Origin of the sequence: Paramagnetospirillum caucaseum, from assembly GCF_000342045.1 — a bacterium.
GTDB lineage: Bacteria > Pseudomonadota > Alphaproteobacteria > Rhodospirillales > Magnetospirillaceae > Phaeospirillum > Phaeospirillum caucaseum.
Genome location: NZ_AONQ01000081.1, coordinates 1 through 17493, shown reverse-complemented (window position 1 = coordinate 17493; position 17493 = coordinate 1). Strand labels below are relative to the sequence as shown.

Below are 17493 nucleotides of genomic sequence, written 5' to 3'. Positions count from 1 at the left end.
GGGAGCCACCGATGTGGACGGCGATACCCTGAGCCTGTCCGGTGTCGGCAACGCTTTGGGCGGCACCGTCTCCATCGACGTCAACGGTGACGTGGTGTTCACGCCGGATGCCGATTTCAACGGAGCCGCCAGCTTCGACTACACCATCGACGATGGCCAGGGCGGCATCGGCACCGGGACGGTGACCATGAACGTGGCGGCGGTCAACGATGCGCCGGTGGCCCTGGCCAAGAGTGTCTCGACCGACGAGGACACGGCTCTGACCATCACGGCGTCCAGCCTGCTGGTTGGAGCCACGGACGTGGACGGCGATGCCCTCACTCTGTCCTCGGTGGGCAGCGCTTCGGGCGGCACGGTTGCTCTCGACGTCAACGGCGACGTGGTGTTCACCCCCAATGCAGACTTCAACGGCAATGCCAGCTTCGACTACACCGTCGATGACGGCCAGGGCGGCATCAGCACCAGGACGGTGACGGTGAACGTGGTGGCGGTCAACGACGCCCCGGTGGCGTTAAACAAGAGCGTCACCATCAACGAGAATAGCAGTGAGACGTTCTCGATGGTCACCCTGCTGGCCGGAGCCACCGACGTGGATGGCGATACCATGAGCTTGGCCTCGGTCAGTGAGGCCAGCCACGGCACGGTGGTGCTCAACGCAGACGGCACGTTAACCTTCACTCCGTCCGCAAACTATTATGGTCCCGCCAGTTTCGCCTACACGGTAAGCGACGGCCATGGTGGTAGCGATACCAAGACAGTGAACCTGGACGTGCTGCATGTCCAACACGCGGAAGGCTCCACCAGCAGGGACACTCTACTGTCAAACACGCTGCCTGCCACTAATACCACGGGTGGGGCCTTGAGTATCGTTGCCCTTGATGCTCCCACTCATGGCACAGTCACCTTCGGTGCCGATGGCAGTTACGCCTACATGCCCACGGCGGGCTACACCGGCAGCGACAGCTTCATCTATCGGGCAACCGATACCGCCGGCCATACCGAAACCGGTACGGTTTCTTTGCGTGTAAACGCACGATGGGTGGCTGATAGCGCTGAAATACGTGCCAATACCTATACAGCCTCGGATCAGACCAAGCAGTCCATGGTCATGTTGAAAGACGGTACCTTCGTGGTACTGTGGCTTTCCACGGGCCAAGGCGGTGGAAGTACCAACGCCCTCTGCGGTCAGCGCTATGGTGCTGACGGCACGCTAATTGGCGGTGAATTCCGCGTCAATTCCACCTATCAGGCATCTCTTTCTTCCCAACCGGGTGTAACCGCCTTGGACGATGGCGGCTTCATCGTGGCTTGGGTTTCTTCGGTCGGAACATCGACCATTGGGCGGCGTTACCTAGCCAACGGTTTGCCGGCGGGCGCCGAGTTCGTTGTCGGCCCCTCGACAAACGGGGCTCTGGTTTCGGCAACTAAGCTGGTAGGCGGTGGCTTCGTGATCACGCGTACTTCCAACGGCGAAGACGGGAGTAGCACGGGCGTCCATGCCAGAATCTATGCTGCCGATGGTACGGCCTTAGGGGCCGAGTTCCGCCTCAACACTTACACGACGAGCCTCCAAGAGGATGCGAAGTTGGTGGCCATGGCCGATGGTGGCTTTGTAGCGGTATGGACGTCCTATGGCCAAGATGGAGCCACCTATGGGCTTTACGGCCAACGCGTTTCAGCCTCAGGTCAGACGCTTGGGGGGGAATTCAGAGTCAATACCTATAGCACCAATTCTCAGTGGGAGCATCAAGTCACGGCACTGACCGATGGCAGTTTCGTGGTGGTGTGGTCGTCGCTCAGCCAAGATGGTAGTGGTTATGGGGTCTATGGACAACGTTACTCCTCCGACGCTCAGGCGGTGGGAAGCGAGTTCCGAGTCAATACTCGCACAGCCAATGATCAACGCATCCCATTGGTGACGAGCCTGTCCGATGGTGGATTCGTGGTGACTTGGAAGTCCTATACCCAGGACACCTCTTCTAGCTGGGGTGTGTACGGCCAGCGCTATTCCGCCACCGGCCAAGTGATGGGTAGCGAGTTCCGTGCCAATACTGCTACGGCTAACGACCAGACCACCCAGGCAGTCACTGCCCTGTCCGACGGCGGCTTCGTAATCTGCTGGCAGTCCAATCTCCAGGACGGTAGCGGTTGGGGCGTCTATGGCCAGCGCTACTCCTTCGCCAGCCAAGCGGTGGGAGGCGAGTTCCTGGTCAACACCTTCACCGCCGGAGACCAGAGCAAACCCCAGATCCAGGCACTGAACAATGGCGGATTTGCGGTGAGCTGGCAGTCGGCCAACCAGGATGGCAGTGGCCTCGGCGTCTACACCCAGGTGTACGGGGTCAACACCTGGGATGGCGGCAGCGGCGACGACATCATTACCGGCAGCGCCCTCAGTGAAAGGCTGGCTGGCTTTGGCGGCAACGACATCCTAGATGGTGGGATCGGCAACGATACCCTAATTGGCGGTGTAGGGGCTGACACCTATCTGTTTGGTGCTGGCGGCGGCCAGGATATAATCAACAATGCCGGTCAGGCCGCCGATGGCGACAAGCTGCTGTTCGGCAGCGGCATTGCCACGGATCAACTCTGGTTCCAACAGGCGGCCAATGATCTGAAGGTTTCGATCATCGGCACCAGCGATAGCGTTACCGTGGCCGGATGGTTCGCCAGCAATACCAACCATGTCTCTACGCTACAGACCGCAGACGGCCATGTCCTGGCCGATTCGGCAGTGCAGAACCTAGTCAGTGCCATGGCATCGCTGACGCCGCCGCCCATCGGGCAGGCAGCGCTTACCACGCAGCAGCATCAACAATTGGACACGGTAATTGCAGCAAACTGGCATTGAGGAAGACAGAGGCTGGTGGAGAAGGTTCTCCGCCAGCCTCTTCCCCTCCGCCAATTTCCTTTCGGAATGAATTTTCTAAGTTCTGGGGAATGCCAGGAACTCAGGCGTCCTGCTCCACTCATGCGGCAAGGTGGTTGACCGAGCGGGCCGCCGCCCCCTTTGTTCTGCGTTGCGCCAAGCCCGGAAGCACCTCAACAAACAGAACCTGACGCCCGAGACCCTCCCGGGGGCGGGGGCGGAGCGTATCGCTCTCTATTCAAACGGATCGAGGAGCGCCACGCCGGTGGGTTCGAAATGCCGGGTGTTCCGGGTGACCACGGTCAACCCGTGTTCAAGGGCGGTGGCGGCGATCAGCAGATCGGCCCCGTCGTTGCCGATGCGGGCGCTCAGGCTGCCCCATCTGCGGGCGACCCGGGTATCGACCGGCAGGATGCGATCGGCATAAACCTGGATGGTGCGGTCGAGCCACGATTCCAGTGCCTCGGCAAAGGCGGCGTCTTTCGCACGTTGCCGAACGACGCCCCGTTCGATTTCGCCGATGGTCACCGCGCTCAGGAAGACGTCATCGGCCGGGGCCGTGGTGAGCCAGCGGATAACGTTCGGATTGCGGTCCCGCTTGCGCAACTCGGACAGCACCACGGTGTCGAGCAGAAACATCAGAAATCGACATCGCGCGGTGTGACCGACCGGCGCTCGAACTCGGCATCGCCTTGCGGCATGGACAGCAAATGATCGACAAACGACGGCGTCCCCGCATCGTGGCGCAGATGCAGCCGTTCGTACTCATGGACGGAGAGGACGACGACGGCGGGCTTGCCCCGCTTGGTGACGGTCTGCGGACGTCCGTGCAGGGCCGCGTCGACCACGGCGCTGAAGCTGTTCTTGGCATCCTGAAGGGACCAGCGCGGTTCCGGCATCATCTGCATCCTAGCTAGATAAGCTGGCTAGATACTGGGGCTGCGGCTCCTTGCTGTCAAGCGAGGTTGGAAAAGGTCAGCCGCCAACCAGCGCCCCTCCCCATCCTTTCGCCGTCCGCCAGTTTTTGCATGTGAGCGGGGATTGAGGGACAATGGCCGCCTCGCGAGGGGGCATTGCATGAGTCCGGTCTTCACCATTCCGCCCGGCGCGGCGTTCGTCGACACCCTGGCCGCTCATCTGCTGGCCGAGGCGGGGGGCGATCCGCTGGCCCTGGCGGACATGGAGATCCTGTTGCCGACCCGGCGCGCCTGTCGCGCCATGAGCGACGCCTTCCTGCGCCTGTCGGGGGGGCGGCCGCTGCTGCTGCCCCGGCTGCGGCCGCTGGGCGACATGGACGAGGAGGAACTGGAGCTGTCCGGCGCCGATCCCCTCGATCTGGCGCCGGCGGTCAGCCCCTGCGAGCGGCTGCTGATCCTGGCCCGGCTGATCCTGACGGCGGCCCGGGCCCAGAAGGGGCACGTGCCCAGCCCCGACCAGGCGGTGCGGCTGGCCTCGGAACTGGCCAAGCTGCTCGATGCCGTGCAGGTGGAGCGCCTGGATTTCGCCGCCCTGGCCCGGCTGGTGCCCGACGACTATGCCGGCCACTGGCAGCTGACCCTCGACTTCCTCAAGATCCTCACCGAGGCGTGGCCGCGCATCCTGGCCGAGCGCGGCGTGCTCGATCCCGAGGAACGGCTGAACCGGGTGATGGCGGCCCAGGTCGAGGCCTGGCGGAGCAGGCCGCCCCGCCACAAGGTGATCGCCGCCGGCTCCACCGGTTCGCGCCCCGCCACCGCCGACCTGCTGGCGGCGGTGGCGGGCCTGCCCGCCGGGCGGGTGGTGCTGGCCGGCCTGGACCGCGAGATGGACGGGGAATCGTGGGCGGCGCTCGACCCCGCCCATCCGCAATACGGCTTGAAGGCCCTGCTGGCCCGCCTCGGGGTGGAGCGGCGCGCGGTGCGGCCGCTGACCGCCGACGCCGATCTGCGCCAGGACCGGGTCCGCCTGCTGGCCGAGGCGTTGCGCCCCGCCGCCACCTGCGAGGCGTGGCGCGATCTGCCGGCCCTCGACCCGCGGGTGCTGGACGGCGTCTGGCGGCTCGACGCGCCGACGCCGCGCGAGGAGGCCGGGGCCATCGCCCTGATGATGCGGCACGAACTGGGCCGGACCGGCCACACCGCCGCCCTGGTTACCCCCGATCGCGGGCTGGCCCGGCGGGTGGCGGGCGAGTTGGAGCGCTGGGGCATCCGCATCGACGATTCCGCCGGGCGGCCGCTGGGGCTCTCCGAGCCGGGCGCCTTCCTGCGGCTTGCCGCCGAGATGGTGGCCCAGGACTTCGCCCCCCACACCCTGCTGGCCTGCCTCAAGCATCCCCTGGCGGCGGGCGGCATGGAGACCTCCGCCTTCCGCGCCCTGGTCCGCCGGCTGGAGCGTCTCGCCCTGCGCGGCCCCCGTCCGGCCCCCGGCGTGGCGGGATTGCGCCGGGCGGTGACGGAACCGCGCCTGTCCGCCTGGCTGGCCGACCTGGAAACCATGGCGGCGGCGCTGGCCGAGTGCCTGGCGGCCGACGAGGCCAGTCTGGCCGCGCTGCTGCGCGCCCACATGGAATTCGCCGAATGGCTGGCCGGCGACGATGCCCTGCCCGGTCCGGCCCGGCTGTGGCGGGGCGAGGCCGGCGAGGCCGCCGCCCGCTTCGCCGCCGAACTGGCCGCCGCCGCGCCCGCCCTGGGCACCATGGCCGGGCGCTGCTATCCCGCCCTGTTCGATGAGGTGATGGCCGGGGTGGCGGTGCGCTCGGCCTGGGACCACCATCCCCGCCTGTTCATCTGGGGGCCGCTGGAGGCCCGCCTGCAGCACGCCGACCTGCTGATCCTGGGCGGGCTCAACGAAGGCACCTGGCCGGCCCCGCCCGAGGCCGATCCGTGGATGAGCCGCCCCATGCGGGCCGCCTTCGGCCTGGCGCCTCCCGAGCGCCGCATCGGCCTGGCCGCCCACGATTTCGCCCAGGGCTTCGCCGCGCCGCGCGTGGTGCTGAGCCGCTCGCTGCGGGTGGACGGCACCCCCACCGTGCCGTCGCGCTGGCTGATGCGCCTCGACGCGGTAATGAAGGGCTGCGGCCTGGATTTCGCCGAGGATGGCGGGCAGTGGCTGGATTGGCACGCCCTGCTCGACCGTCCCGGCAGCTGGAAGCGCCCCGAGATTCCGGCCCCCGCCCCGCCGGTGGCGGCGCGGCCCCGGCGGCTGTCGGTGACCGAGATCGAGACCTGGATGCGCGATCCCTACGCCATCTACGCCCGGCACGTGCTGCGCCTGCGGGCGCTTGATCCCATCGATGCCGATCCGGGAGCGGCGGAATACGGCAGCATGGTGCACGAGGCGCTGGAACTGTTCCTCAAGGACTGGCCGCGCGCCCTTCCCGCCGATCCCGAGGCCGAACTGCTGCGCGCCGGCCGCCAGGTGTTCGAGGCCAAGGCGACCTCGCCCGCCCTGTGGGCCTTCTGGTGGCCGCGTTTCGAATCCGTGGCCCGCTGGGTGGCGGCCAAGGAGCGGGGGCGGCGCCACGCGGTGCGGGAAGTCCATGCCGAGGCGGGCGGCAGTCTGGAGATCGCCGCGCCCGGCGGCCCCTTCACCCTGACCGCCAAGGCCGACCGCATCGACGAGATGGCGGACGGCAGTCTGGCGCTGATCGACTACAAGACCGGCACGCCGCCCCGGCCGCGCGAGGTGGCGGCCGGCTTCGCGCCGCAATTGCCGCTGGAGGCGGTGATCGCCCGCCACGGCGGCTTCGGCGGCGTGGGGGCGGCCGAGGTGTCGGAGCTGCTCTACTGGCATCTCAAGGGCGGGGCGGCGGGCGGCGAGGAGCGCCCGGCGGGCGGCGACGCCGTCACCCTGGCCGAAGAGGCGCTGGAGGGGCTGCAGGCCCTGGTGGCGGTGTTCGACGACCCGGCGACGCCCTATGCGGCGCGCCCCCATCCCGAGCACGCCCCCAAATACTCCGACTACCTGCACTTGGCCCGGGTGCGGGAATGGGCCAGCGGCGGCGACGCGGAGGAATAGGCTTTCCTTATTTTCCGCGCCTGCCCGGCACGCCGGGCCGCAGGGCCAGGGACTGGCCCGCCGTATGGCCGGCCTGGAACGCCGAGGCCTCGACCGTCTTGCCCGAAGCGCGGCCCCGGCGCAGGTTGAGGTTCAGCCTTTCGTACTCGGCCTCGACGACGGCGTGGCGGACCACCACCAGGTCGCGGCCGGAACCGCGCCGGTTGGCTTCGTCCCGTTCGGCCTTCATCGCCGTCAGTTTCTCGGCGATGGAAACCGCCATGCCGAACTGGAACGAGCCCTTCTCGTCGCGGCGACGGCGGATGACCTTCTGGCTACGGACGTAGCTCTCCCATCCGCCCTGCATGGCCGACACGACCACATCATAGACGTAATGGGCCATCTCGATGCTGGGGCGCAGCCCAAAGAAGACGTAGCGGATGCCGCTCTCGTCCTTCTCCAGCCAGACCTTGCAATCGCAATACTCGGCGATGGCCGGCACGCAGGCCGAGACGGGCTGGCGCTGCTTGCGCCTCGTGTCGATGACCGATTTCTCGCAAAGCTCCTGGCGGATTTCCAGGTCGCTGAGGGACAGGTCATGCTGGTCGAGGAGTTGGGCGACCTTGGCCGCCGCCGCCAGGGCTTCCTCCTCGGTGCAGCCGTTGGCGGTGGTCTTGGCCCGCAGCGCCTGCAGGCGGCCCTTCAGCTTGTCGAGGCCGGTGGCCATGCGATCCTAGCCCGCCGCCAGCCGCGCCAGGGCCACCGCCCCCTCGCGGGATTGCGCGCCGCAGACGAACAGCGCCGGATGACAGAAGGTGGCGTCGGAAATGCCGGTCAGCGCGGCAAAATCCGCGTCCCGCAGGCCGCCCCAGGCCTCGGGCAGGGGATGGCGCTGGGCGAAGGAGCCCCGCTCGGGCGGCACGGCGCTGCACGTCCAGGCGGCGCCCGCCGGGCGGACCACGTAGAGCGCCGCGTCCAGCCCCAGGTCATGGATGGCGTCCTCCCAGGGAATTCGGCTGTCCAGGACGACGATCCTGGCATCTTCGGCGCATCGGGCCGCTTCCGCCACGACAGCTTCCGCCCGGACGGCGGCGTATGCCCGGGCGCAGGCCCGTTCCAGCACCAGGGCGGCGATGTCGGCGGCCTGCAGGAAGGCGGCGTTCTCGTCGCGCCCGTCCTCGACGAAGGTGGCGTTGAAGGCTTCGATGACCGTGGAGAAGTGCCCCGGATTGGGCGTCATGGCCCCGTTGTCCATCAGATCAACGTCGCGGACCAGCCCGGCATCGACCCTTTCGACCATCCGGGCGATGGCGTCGGCCGGGGCCTCGGGGAGCATGTGGCCGATGACCGCCGCTCCGAAATCCCGCCAGACCAGTCCGGCCGAGCTGTAGGGCTCGCCGTTGGGGCGCAGCGGCTTGTCGCGCATGTGGTGGTCGTAGCGCCGCGCCTCGCGGTCGTAGATTCCGCCCACATCGAACACCACCGCCGCCGCGTCCCAGTCCTGCCGGTCGCGCGAGCGGGCCAACTCGATCCGGCCGCCGGCGGCGGCGCGCAGGATGGCGAACGCGAAGACGTCGTCGGCGTGGAACGTTCCGTTATGGGTGGCAACCTTCAGCATTTGGGTTCTCGGTCCGTGTCTGGGGGCTGAAAAGGAAAAAGGCGGCCGACGCCGCCCCGCAACCCACGAAAAGTGAGATGGTGCGTCGTGGCGGTCAAGGGTGAGAACCGGTCTGCCCGGGTCAGTTTTTGCCGTCCGCCGGGTTCAACCGCCCTCACCGATCAGTATCATCGCTTCGGCTCGAGCGGCGCGGATGAGGTCCGCATCCAGCGTCGCCAGGGCAATGCCGTTGCGCTGAGCCAGTTCCAGATAGGCGGCGTCATACACCGACAGACGATGGAGCCGGGCGAGGCGAAGCACCTCGGATTCCTGGGGTGAACGATCAAGAGTGATGCCCAGACGGGACAGGTCGCGAAGAAAAACGATGCTGTCGGCCTCGGTCAGACGCTTGCGCCGTTCGTTGACGATTAGGATGTTGCGGACCTCAAACCACCAGATGCTGGGTGCCACCGCCTCATCCGTCCTCAGCCGTTGGAGCGCCAGATCGGCATGCGGGTGGTCCTCGTCGTGGAAAACCCAGCAGGCCGTGATGGAAGCATCCAGGGCGAACGGCATCAGGAGCGGCGGCCTTCGTCGCGGGCGGATAGGATGTCGGCCACCGTAACCGAAGCGGCGGCGCGGCGACGCAGAGCGATGCCGGCGATGGCCTTGTCCACTTCCTCCTGGCGACGGTCCCGCTCGGGCACGAGCCGGGCGATCGGACGGCCGTGGCGGGTGATAATCAAGGTCTCCCCCCGCTCGACATCATCGAGCAGTTGGGGAAGGTGAGTCTTGGCCTCGGATGCCTGGACTTCACGCATGACGGCGCCTCCAACTGGTCAATTCAACTAGTCTAAACTGGGCGCGCGGGGGAAGGATGTCAAGACGCGCGGAAGCGCGAGCTGAATGGGCAGGTGAATTGCACCAGAGATCACGCGGCCATTGACAGGCCGCTGAGAGGTGTTGGTGCCCCAGGCCGGACTCGAACCAGCACGCCGTTGCCGGCAACAGATTTTGAGTCTGCCGCGTCTACCATTCCGCCACTGGGGCACCGCAAGAATGGTGGCGGGATCATAGCGGGTGCGGAGGGGCGGTCAACGGATTTCCGTCGCCGCCCCTTGCCGTTTCTACACGCTGAAATACTTGGCCTGCGGATGCACGGTGACGATGGCCGAGGTGCTTTGCTCCGGCTCCAGCTGGAATTCCTCGGACAGCGTCACGCCGATACGCTCCGCCCCCAGCAGGGCCAGCAGCTGGGTCTGGTCCTCGACGCGCGGGCAGGCGGGATAGCCGAACGAGAAGCGCGAGCCGCGATAGGTCTGCTTCAACAGCTTATCCATGTCGGCGGCATCCTCGGCGGCGAAGCCCAGTTCCGAGCGGATGCGCTTGTGGACGTATTCCGCCATGGCCTCGGCCATCTCCACCGACAGGCCGTGCAGGTAGAGATAGTCCTGGTACTTGTCGGCCTTGAACCAGTCGCTCGCCACCTCGGTGGCGCGCTTGCCCATGGTCACCACCTGCAGGCCGATGACGTCGCGGACCGGGTCGCCCACGGGACGGAAGAAATCGGCGATGCACAAGCCCCCCTCCTTGGCCTGGCGCGGGAAGGGGAAACGGGCCACCTCGGTCTTGCCGTCCTCGGCGAACAGCACGACGGAATCGCCGTCGCTGGCCGCCTTCCAGTAGCCGTAGGCCGCCTGGGGCCGCAGGATCTCCTCCTTGGCGCAGCGCTTGAGCATGTCGAGCGCGATGGGCTTCAGTTCCTTATGCGCCCAGGTCTTGAACTCCTCGATGGACTTGCCCTGCTTCCGGTAGCCCCAGTGGAACTGGTAGAGCATGGTCTCGTTGAGGAAGGGGATCAGGTTCTGTAAGGGCGCCGATTCGATCACCCGGGCGCCCCAGAACGGTGGCACCGGCGCCGGCACGTCCTTATGCAGTTCGGCGCGGCGCAGATTGATCTCGTCCCAGTCGACGGGGCGGGTGGCGGGCTGGGCCGCCTCGCCCAGGGTGCGCGACGGCGAGCCGGGGCGGTGTGGGTTGGCCGCCTTGGCCGCCACGTGGTCGTCGAAGGAACCGTCGGCCACCTTGGCCATCAGGTCGAGGCCGTCGAAGGCATCCCGCGCATAGGCCACCCGGCCCGAGCCGTAGGCCTTGGCGCAATCCTCCTCCACATACTTGCGCGTCAGCGCCGCGCCGCCCAGCAGGACGGGCACGTCGATTCCGGCATTGGTCATTTCCTCCAGGTTCTCGCGCATGATCACCGTGGACTTGACCAGCAGGCCGGACATGCCGATGGCGTCGGCCTTGTGCTCCCTGGCGGCCTTGATGATCTCGGCCACCGGCTGCTTGATGCCGATATTGATCACCTTGTAGCCGTTGTTGGTCAGGATGATGTCCACCAGGTTCTTGCCGATGTCGTGGACGTCGCCCTTGACCGTGGCCAGCACCATGGTAGCCTTTTGCTGCCCGTCGGCCTTTTCCATGTGGGGCTCGAGGAAGGAGACCGAGGCCTTCATGGTCTCCGCCGATTGCAGCACGAAGGGCAGCTGCATCTTGCCCGAGCCGAACAGCTCGCCCACCACCTTCATGCCGTCCAGCAACAGGGTATTGATGATGTCCAAGGGCTTCCAGCCCTCGGCCATCACCTGGGCGAGGTCATCCTCCAGCCCGGTGCGGTCGCCATCGATGATGCGGCTCTTCAGGCGATCCTCGGCCTTGGCCGGGCGCTCCTTCTTGATCTCGGCGGCCTTGCGGTCGCCGAACAGGGCGATGTAGCGCGACAGCGCCTGCGGGTCGCGGTCATAGATCAGGTCCTCGGCGGCCTTGACCTCTTCCTCGGGCAGGGTGTGCAGCGGCACGATCTTGGAGACGTGGACGATGGCCCCGGTCATGCCGCGCTTGATGGCGTGGTCGATGAACACCGAGTTCAGCACCTGGCGCGCCGCCGGCTTTAAGCCGAAGGAGACGTTGGACAGGCCGAGCACGATGCCGCATTCGGGCATGTCCTTGACGATCATCTCGATGGCGTCGAGGGTTTCCACCGCCAGCTTGCGGTCGTCCTCGTTGCCGGTGCAGATGGTGAAGGTCAGGGGATCGAACAGCAGGTCGGAGGCCGGCAGGCCATACTTGTTCACCGCGAAATCATACAGCCGCCTGGCGATGCGCAGCTTCGACGCCGCATCCTTTGCCATGCCGTCTTCGTCGATGGTCAGCGCCACCACGGCGGCGCCGAACTTGCGGGCGAGCACCAGCCGGTCGGCGGCATCCTTCTCGCCGTTCTCGAAATTGATGGAGTTGAGGATGGCCTTGCCGCCATAGAGCTTGAGACCGGCCTCCAGCACCGGCAGTTCGGTAGAATCGATGACCAGCGGCGTGGTGACCGCGCCGCGCAGGCGCGACACCACCTCGGTCATATCGGCGACCTCGTTGCGGCCGACGAAGGCGGTGCAGACGTCCAGCGTGTGGCTGCCCTCCTTGACCTGCTCGCGGGCGATGGCGGTGATGCCGTCCCAGTCCTCGGCATCCTGGAGATCGCGGAACTTCTTCGAGCCGTTGGCGTTGCAGCGCTCGCCGATGGACAGGAAGGCGTTTTCCTGCTTGAGCGGCACCTGGGTGTAGAGCGACGCCACCGAGGGCACCCAATGGACGGTGCGCTTGACCGGCGCGGGACGGGAACCGGCGCCGATGCGCTTCAGCATCTCGTTGGTGGCGCTGATGTGGGGCGGGGTGGTGCCGCAGCAGCCGCCCAGCAGGTTGGCGCCGGCGGCCACGAAGCGTTCGTGCCACACCGCCAGTTCGGCCGGCAGCAGGGGATAGCGGGTCTGGCCGTCCACCAGCTCGGGCAGGCCGGCATTGGGCTGGATGGAGACGAAGCCGGTCCAGTTGTCGATCAGCCACTTGAAGTGCTCGCCCATCTCCTGCGGCCCGGCGGCGCAGTTGAGGCCCATCAGCGGCACGCCCAGGGACTGCACCACGGTGGCGGCGGCGGCGATGTCGGCGCCCACCAGCAAGGTGCCGGTGGTCTCCACCGTCACCTGGACAAAGACCGGCACGTCGGTGCCGGCGGCGGTGTTGGCGATCTTGCAGCCGTTGACGGCTGCCTTGATCTGCAACGGGTCCTGGCAGGTCTCCACCAGGAAGGCCGAGACGCCGCCGGCAATCTGGCCCGCCGCCTGGATCACGTAGGCGGCCTCCAACTCGTCATAGCCGATATGGCCGAGCGAGGGCAGCTTGGTGCCCGGCCCGATGGCCCCGAGGACGAAGCGGGCGCGGCCGTCGCCCTTGAACCGCTCGGCGGCCTCCCAGGCCAGCTCGATGGCCGCCTGGTTGAGTTCGTGCGCCCGCTCGGCGATGCCGAATTCGGCCAGGGTGATGGGCGAGGCCCCGAAGGTGTCGGCCTCCACCATGTCGGCGCCCGCCTCGAAATAGCGCTCGTGGATGGAGCGGATCACGTCGGGCCGCGACTTGACCAGGATCTCGGTGCAGTTCTCCAGCCCCAGGAAGTCCTTCTCCACGTTGAGGTTCATGGCCTGGACCAGGGCGCCGGTGCCGCCGTCGCACAGGAGAACGCGTTGGGAGAGATGGTCGAGAATGTTGGTCATGTTTCGCTTTCCATGTCTGGCGCACTCCCCCTCGCCCGCTTGCGGGAGAGGGGGCCGGGGGGTGAGGGCCTGGATGTCAGGGTGGTCAGGATAGTCTCCAGCACCCCCATCACGTTTTCCGTCACATCGTTGTTCCAAAACCGCAGGACGACGAATCCTTCGTCCTCCAGGTACTTTGTCCGTCGGCCATCATAGGCCGCCTGCGTCTCGTCGGCATGTTGGCCGCCGTCCAATTCAACCACCAGCCGGGCTTCCAGACTGACAAAATCAAGAATGTAAGCCCCGAACGGGTGTTGACGCCTGAATTTCGCTCCGCCCAGTTGCCCGGCGCGAAGGTGCCGCCACAGCAGTTTCTCCACCTCGGTGGCGCGCTCCGACCGAAGGCTGCGAGCCTTTGTGATAACCGATTTCGGCTTCCACGTTACCATCTCGGCCCTCACCCTCCCCAGCCCTCCCTCTCCCGCAAGCGGGCGAGGGAGGGGGATATCTCTTCACCCCTTCGGCCGCACGCCCAGGATGTGGCTGATGGCATAGGCGAGGTCGGCGCGGTTGAGGGTGTAGAAGTGGAACTGCTCCACCCCCTCGGCGGCCAGGATGCGGCACTGCTCGGCGGCCATGGTGGCGGCCACCAGGCGCCGCGTCTCGGGGTCGTCGTCCAGTCCCTGGAACAGATCGGCCATCCAGCCGGGAATGCTGGCGCCGCAGGCGGCGGAGAATTTCTGCACCTGGGCGAAATTGGTCACCGGCAGGATACCGGGCAGGATCGGCACGGTGATGCCGGCCCGGGCGGTGCGCTCGCGGAAGGCCAGGAACACCGCCGGATCGAAGAAGTACTGGCTGATGGCCCGGCTGGCTCCGGCATCGATCTTGCGCTTCAGGTTGTCCAGGTCGAACCCGGCCGACGGCGCGTCGGGATGGGTCTCGGGATAAGCGGCCACCGAAATCTCGAAATCGGCGATGCGCTTCAGGCCGGCCACTAGATCGGCGGCATAGGCATAGCCCTCGGGGTGGGCGACATAGGCCCCGCCCTCGGGCATGTCGCCGCGCAGGGCGACGATGTGGCGGATGCCCTCGTCCCAATAGCGCCGGGCGATGTCGTCCACCTCGCCCTTGGCATGGCCGACGCAGGTCAGGTGGGCGGCGGGCTTGAGCCGGGTCTCGCGGGCGATGCGCACCACGGTCTCGTGGGTGCGCTCGCGCGTCGTGCCGCCGGCCCCGTAGGTCACCGAGACGAATTGCGGCGCCAGCGGGGCGAGGCGTTCGATGCACTCCCACAGCGATTGCTGCATCTTGTCGGTCTTGGGGGGGAAAAACTCGAACGAGACGCTGACCGGCTGGCGGCTGGCGGCGGCGATAGGCAGCTCGGAACGGGGGAGACTCAACGCGTCGCTCCTGTGGAGGTGATGTGCGGATAGGGTTTCTGGGCGGTCCAGACCACCACGGTCAAGGGCTTGCCGGGCAGGCGGAAGACGGGGGCGGGCTCCAGCCCGGCGGTCCTGAGCCAGCCCTCGACCTCGGCATCTTCGAAGCCTAAGCGGCGGTGGGCGTGCTGGTCGCGCAGGGATTCCTCGCCGTGGGGGGCGAAATCGACGATGGCCAGGGTCCCGCCGGGTTCCAGCACGCGGGCGGCCTCGGCCACCAGGGCGCCGGGGTCGGTGGCATAATGCAGCACCTGGTGGATGGTCACCGCGTCGGCGCTGGCGGCGGGCAGCGGCAACTGGGCGATGTCGCCCTGGCGGACCATGCAGTTGCTCAGGCACAGGCGTTCCAGGTTGGTGCGGGCGATGGACAGCATTTCGCGCGACAGATCGATGCCGACGGCACGTTCCACATGGGGGGCCAGCACCTCCAGCACCCGTCCGGTGCCGGTGCCCATGTCCACCAGGTCATGGACCCGGCGGCCGGCGAACACGGCGGCCAGGGCCTTTTCCACCTCGGCCTCGTCCACCTGCAGAGAGCGGATCTCGTCCCAGCGCGAGGCGTTGTCGCTGAAATAGGCCTGGGCCTTGTCGACGCGCACGGCGCGGATGGCCGACAGGCGCTGCTGATCCAGCGTCAGGGTCTGGTCGCCCTCGGGCAGCAGGTCCAGCAGGCGCCGCGCCACGGCGCCGCCGCGCCCCTTGGCCGCCAGGCGGTAGAACACCCAGGCGCCCTCGGGGAAGCGGTCGAGCAGCCCGGCCTCGCACATCAGCTTCAGATGGCGCGAGACGCGCGGCTGGCTTTGCCCCAGGATCTGGGTGATCTCGGTGACGGTCAACTCGCCCTGGGCAAGCAGATGCAGCAGCCGAAGCCTGGTCGGCTCGGCGGCGGCGCGCAATCCCGTCAGCAAGGTTTCCACCACAGGGGCTCCCGTTTATGTCCGGAAAACATATAAACATATCTTTATGCGGATATGAAGCGTTGATTGCCCCCGGCCGGAATGGGGGCATAGGGTGTTCGCTTGATGATGCGCGATTGCCACACCAACCGGCGGGCGGGAGGCAAATTTCCCTTTCCCCTCTAGCCATTAGGCCGGGACTGTGATACCTCGGAATATTGGGGGGCGAGTGGCTCCCGACCCGCGGGCGGCGCTCCGGCGCGCCCTTTTTGTTGATCGTAAGGTACAGAAGGTACGCAGCCCATGAATGCCTCGCGCCGGACCATCGCCCGCCTTGTCGCCCCCGTGCTCGCCCTGGCGCTGGTCGCCGGCTGCGCCACGCCTCCGCCCGCCGACGACAAGGAGGCGGTCGCCGAGTGGGAGCAGGTCAACGATCCGCTGGAGCCCATGAACCGCGCGGTCTTCGACTTCAACCGCGCCGCCGACAAATACGCCATCAAGCCGGCGGCCGAGGGCTATCGCGCCGTCATGCCGAAGTTCGGGCGGGAAAGGGTGCACAACATCCTGACCAACCTGAACAGCCCGCTGACCTTCGCCAACGACGTGCTGCAGGGCGAGACCGACCGCGCGGTGCAGACCTTCTTCCGCGCCATGCTGAATACCACCTTTGGCCTGGGCGGCTTCATCGACGTGGCCACCCCGGCCGGCATCCCCCCGCACGAGGAGGATTTCGGCCAGACCCTGGCGGTGTGGGGCGTGGGCGAGGGGCCGTTCCTGATGCTGCCCATCTTCGGGCCGTCCAATCCCCGCGACACCGTCGGCTTGGTGGCCGAGATGTTCGCCGACCCCTTCGACCTGGCCATGGCCAACATGGGCAAGGAGTACATCTCCTACACCCGCATGGGCCTGACCGGCCTGGACAAGCGCGAGGGGCTGCTCGACACCCTGGACGAGATCGAACGGACCTCGCTCGACTACTACGCCTCGCTGCGCTCGCTCTACCGCCAGCACCGCTCCTCGGAGATCAAGAACGGCCGCGGCGGCGGGGAGAAGATCCCGGCCCCGGGGTTGTCCCGCACCTCCAAGGGTGAAGAGCTTTCCCAGTCGGCGCAGTGACATTCCATAGGCCTGACAAGACAATGATGACCCGCCGTTTCCTTCTTGCCGCCCTGGTCGGATCCTTTCTCGGCCTTGCCTTCACCCCCATCGCCGCCGCCGAGGCCGACCCCAAGGTCTTCGTCTCGCAATTGGCCGGTACCGCCATGGAAACCATGACGGCCAAGGGGATTTCCGATGCCGAGCGCAACCAGCGCTTCCGCACCCAGTTCACCACCGACGTCGATCTGCCCGAGATCGGCAAGTTCGTGCTCGGCCGGCATTGGCGTGCCGCCACGCCGGAGCAGCAGCAGGACTTCCTCAAGGCCTTCGAGGAGATCGTGGTGCTGACCTGGGCGACCCGCTTCAAGGATTACGGCGGCGACCTGCGCCACGTGGTGACCAATGCCGCCACCGACGGCGGCGGCATCGTCGTCGAGTCCAAGGTCGAACGCGACCGCCAGACACCCATCAATCTGCAGTGGAAGCTGAAGAAGGGTGAGGCCGACCTCCGGGTCGTCGATCTGGTGGTCGAAGGCGCCTCCATGGCCATCACCTACCGCAACGAATACGCGGCGGTGATTCAGGCCAACGGCGGCAAGATCGACGGCCTGCTGGGCGCCATGCGCACCAAGATCGCCGAGATGCAGTCGGCCGGCAAGGGCGCCACCAAGGCCAACTGAGCCCTTCCGACCAGCCCATCAGGGGCCGGGCCGCCGATCGCGTCGGATCGGAGGTCCGGCCCTTTTTCATGGGCTCAAAACCCCTCTTTCAGGGGCTCAAAGCAACGTCACCAGGCTGTCGATCTGGGTGCTGCTCATGGCCGCCACCTGGGCGGAGGTGAATGCCGACGCCTGCGTCCCGTTCAGCGACAGGATCTGGGTGGTGGTCAGCAGAGCCACGCCGGTGGTGGCGATGGCCGCCATCAGGGTGGCGGTCAGGCCGTCGATCTGGCTGGTGGAGAGCCCCGCCACGCCGGTGGAGCCCAGTGCCGCCACCTGGGTGGCGGTCAGCGACCCGATCTGCGCCGACGAGATCA

15 protein-coding genes and 1 tRNA gene are annotated in these 17493 nt (G+C 67.0%); 4 read left to right on the top strand and 12 right to left on the bottom strand.

What is annotated here, in order from left to right:
• Positions 1–13: 13 nt before the first annotated feature.
• Positions 14–2851 carry a cadherin-like domain-containing protein gene (locus H261_RS19880; protein ID WP_040476951.1) on the top strand — a complete coding sequence of 946 codons (2838 nt, stop codon included), beginning with the start codon at positions 14–16 and terminating at the stop codon, positions 2849–2851.
• 252 nt (positions 2852–3103) lie between these two features.
• Here the strand turns inward: H261_RS19880 and H261_RS19875 are convergent, their stop codons facing one another.
• Both H261_RS19875 and H261_RS19870 read right to left on the bottom strand, forming a co-directional pair.
• Positions 3104–3508 (bottom strand): type II toxin-antitoxin system VapC family toxin, encoded by a 405-nt coding sequence (locus H261_RS19875; protein ID WP_008621156.1) that lies wholly within the window; start codon positions 3506–3508, stop codon positions 3104–3106.
• Positions 3508–3771, bottom strand: coding sequence for a type II toxin-antitoxin system Phd/YefM family antitoxin (locus tag H261_RS19870; RefSeq protein WP_008621154.1), 264 nt, complete (start codon positions 3769–3771; stop codon positions 3508–3510). The genes H261_RS19875 and H261_RS19870 overlap by 1 nt, the downstream gene beginning before the upstream one ends.
• Positions 3772–3946: 175 nt before the next feature.
• Here H261_RS19870 and addB point away from each other — a divergent pair, with 175 nt between their 5' ends.
• Positions 3947–6865 carry a double-strand break repair protein AddB gene (addB, locus tag H261_RS19865; RefSeq protein WP_008621151.1) on the top strand — a complete coding sequence of 973 codons (2919 nt, stop codon included), beginning with the start codon at positions 3947–3949 and terminating at the stop codon, positions 6863–6865.
• Positions 6866–6872: 7 nt separating this feature from the next.
• Here the strand turns inward: addB and H261_RS19860 are convergent, their stop codons facing one another.
• The 9 genes from H261_RS19860 to H261_RS19820 all read right to left on the bottom strand — a co-directional run bounded on the left by H261_RS19860 (position 6873) and on the right by H261_RS19820 (position 15380).
• Positions 6873–7571, bottom strand: a complete 699-nt coding sequence (locus tag H261_RS19860) for a DUF7168 domain-containing protein (protein ID WP_008621148.1) — start codon at positions 7569–7571, stop codon at positions 6873–6875.
• A gap of 6 nt (positions 7572–7577) precedes the next feature.
• The gene (locus H261_RS19855; protein WP_008621146.1) at positions 7578–8462 is read right to left on the bottom strand and encodes an MYG1 family protein; all 885 of its coding nucleotides are present in this window, start codon (positions 8460–8462) and stop codon (positions 7578–7580) included.
• 144 nt (positions 8463–8606) lie between these two features.
• Positions 8607–9017 carry a type II toxin-antitoxin system VapC family toxin gene (locus tag H261_RS19850; protein WP_008621145.1) on the bottom strand — a complete coding sequence of 137 codons (411 nt, stop codon included), beginning with the start codon at positions 9015–9017 and terminating at the stop codon, positions 8607–8609.
• Positions 9017–9262, bottom strand: a complete 246-nt coding sequence (locus H261_RS19845) for a type II toxin-antitoxin system Phd/YefM family antitoxin (protein WP_008621144.1) — start codon at positions 9260–9262, stop codon at positions 9017–9019. Before H261_RS19845 ends, H261_RS19850 begins: the two co-directional genes overlap by 1 nt.
• Positions 9263–9405: 143 nt before the next feature.
• A tRNA-Leu gene (locus tag H261_RS19840) sits at positions 9406–9491 on the bottom strand.
• 77 nt (positions 9492–9568) lie between these two features.
• Complete coding sequence (gene metH, locus H261_RS19835) at positions 9569–13042, bottom strand: methionine synthase (RefSeq protein ID WP_008621143.1); 3474 nt, start codon at positions 13040–13042, stop codon at positions 9569–9571.
• Entirely contained in the window at positions 13039–13470 is a 432-nt protein-coding gene (locus H261_RS19830; protein ID WP_008621142.1) for an endonuclease domain-containing protein, read from the bottom strand. The genes metH and H261_RS19830 overlap by 4 nt, the downstream gene beginning before the upstream one ends.
• A 63-nt stretch (positions 13471–13533) precedes the next feature.
• Positions 13534–14424 (bottom strand): methylenetetrahydrofolate reductase, encoded by an 891-nt coding sequence (metF, locus tag H261_RS19825; protein ID WP_008621141.1) that lies wholly within the window; start codon positions 14422–14424, stop codon positions 13534–13536.
• Positions 14421–15380, bottom strand: coding sequence for an ArsR/SmtB family transcription factor (locus tag H261_RS19820; protein ID WP_008621123.1), 960 nt, complete (start codon positions 15378–15380; stop codon positions 14421–14423). Before H261_RS19820 ends, metF begins: the two co-directional genes overlap by 4 nt.
• A gap of 282 nt (positions 15381–15662) precedes the next feature.
• Here H261_RS19820 and H261_RS19815 point away from each other — a divergent pair, with 282 nt between their 5' ends.
• Both H261_RS19815 and H261_RS19810 read left to right on the top strand, forming a co-directional pair.
• Complete coding sequence (locus H261_RS19815) at positions 15663–16475, top strand: MlaA family lipoprotein (protein WP_008621121.1); 813 nt, start codon at positions 15663–15665, stop codon at positions 16473–16475.
• A 23-nt stretch (positions 16476–16498) separates the two neighbouring features.
• A complete protein-coding gene (locus H261_RS19810; RefSeq protein ID WP_008621119.1) occupies positions 16499–17137 on the top strand; it encodes an MlaC/ttg2D family ABC transporter substrate-binding protein in 639 nt (212 codons plus the stop codon).
• A gap of 96 nt (positions 17138–17233) precedes the next feature.
• Here H261_RS19810 and H261_RS25535 read toward each other — a convergent pair.
• The coding region (locus H261_RS25535; protein ID WP_008621117.1) for a hypothetical protein at positions 17234–17493 on the bottom strand (260 nt) is incomplete at its 5' end.

Bases quoted from the DNA above. Each gene is read 5' to 3' on its own strand.
- H261_RS19875 (WP_008621156.1), bottom strand. From the start codon at position 3,508: ATGTTTCTGCTCGACACCGTGGTGCTGTCCGAGTTGCGCAAGCGGGAC.
- H261_RS19870 (WP_008621154.1), bottom strand. From the start codon at position 3,771: ATGATGCCGGAACCGCGCTGGTCCCTTCAGGATGCCAAGAACAGCTTC.
- addB (WP_008621151.1), top strand. From the start codon at position 3,947: ATGAGTCCGGTCTTCACCATTCCGCCCGGCGCGGCGTTCGTCGACACC.
- H261_RS19860 (WP_008621148.1), bottom strand. From the start codon at position 7,571: ATGGCCACCGGCCTCGACAAGCTGAAGGGCCGCCTGCAGGCGCTGCGG.
- H261_RS19855 (WP_008621146.1), bottom strand. From the start codon at position 8,462: ATGCTGAAGGTTGCCACCCATAACGGAACGTTCCACGCCGACGACGTC.
- H261_RS19850 (WP_008621145.1), bottom strand. From the start codon at position 9,017: ATGCCGTTCGCCCTGGATGCTTCCATCACGGCCTGCTGGGTTTTCCAC.
- H261_RS19845 (WP_008621144.1), bottom strand. From the start codon at position 9,262: ATGCGTGAAGTCCAGGCATCCGAGGCCAAGACTCACCTTCCCCAACTG.
- metH (WP_008621143.1), bottom strand. From the start codon at position 13,042: ATGACCAACATTCTCGACCATCTCTCCCAACGCGTTCTCCTGTGCGAC.
- H261_RS19830 (WP_008621142.1), bottom strand. From the start codon at position 13,470: ATGGTAACGTGGAAGCCGAAATCGGTTATCACAAAGGCTCGCAGCCTT.
- H261_RS19815 (WP_008621121.1), top strand. From the start codon at position 15,663: ATGAATGCCTCGCGCCGGACCATCGCCCGCCTTGTCGCCCCCGTGCTC.
- H261_RS19810 (WP_008621119.1), top strand. From the start codon at position 16,499: ATGATGACCCGCCGTTTCCTTCTTGCCGCCCTGGTCGGATCCTTTCTC.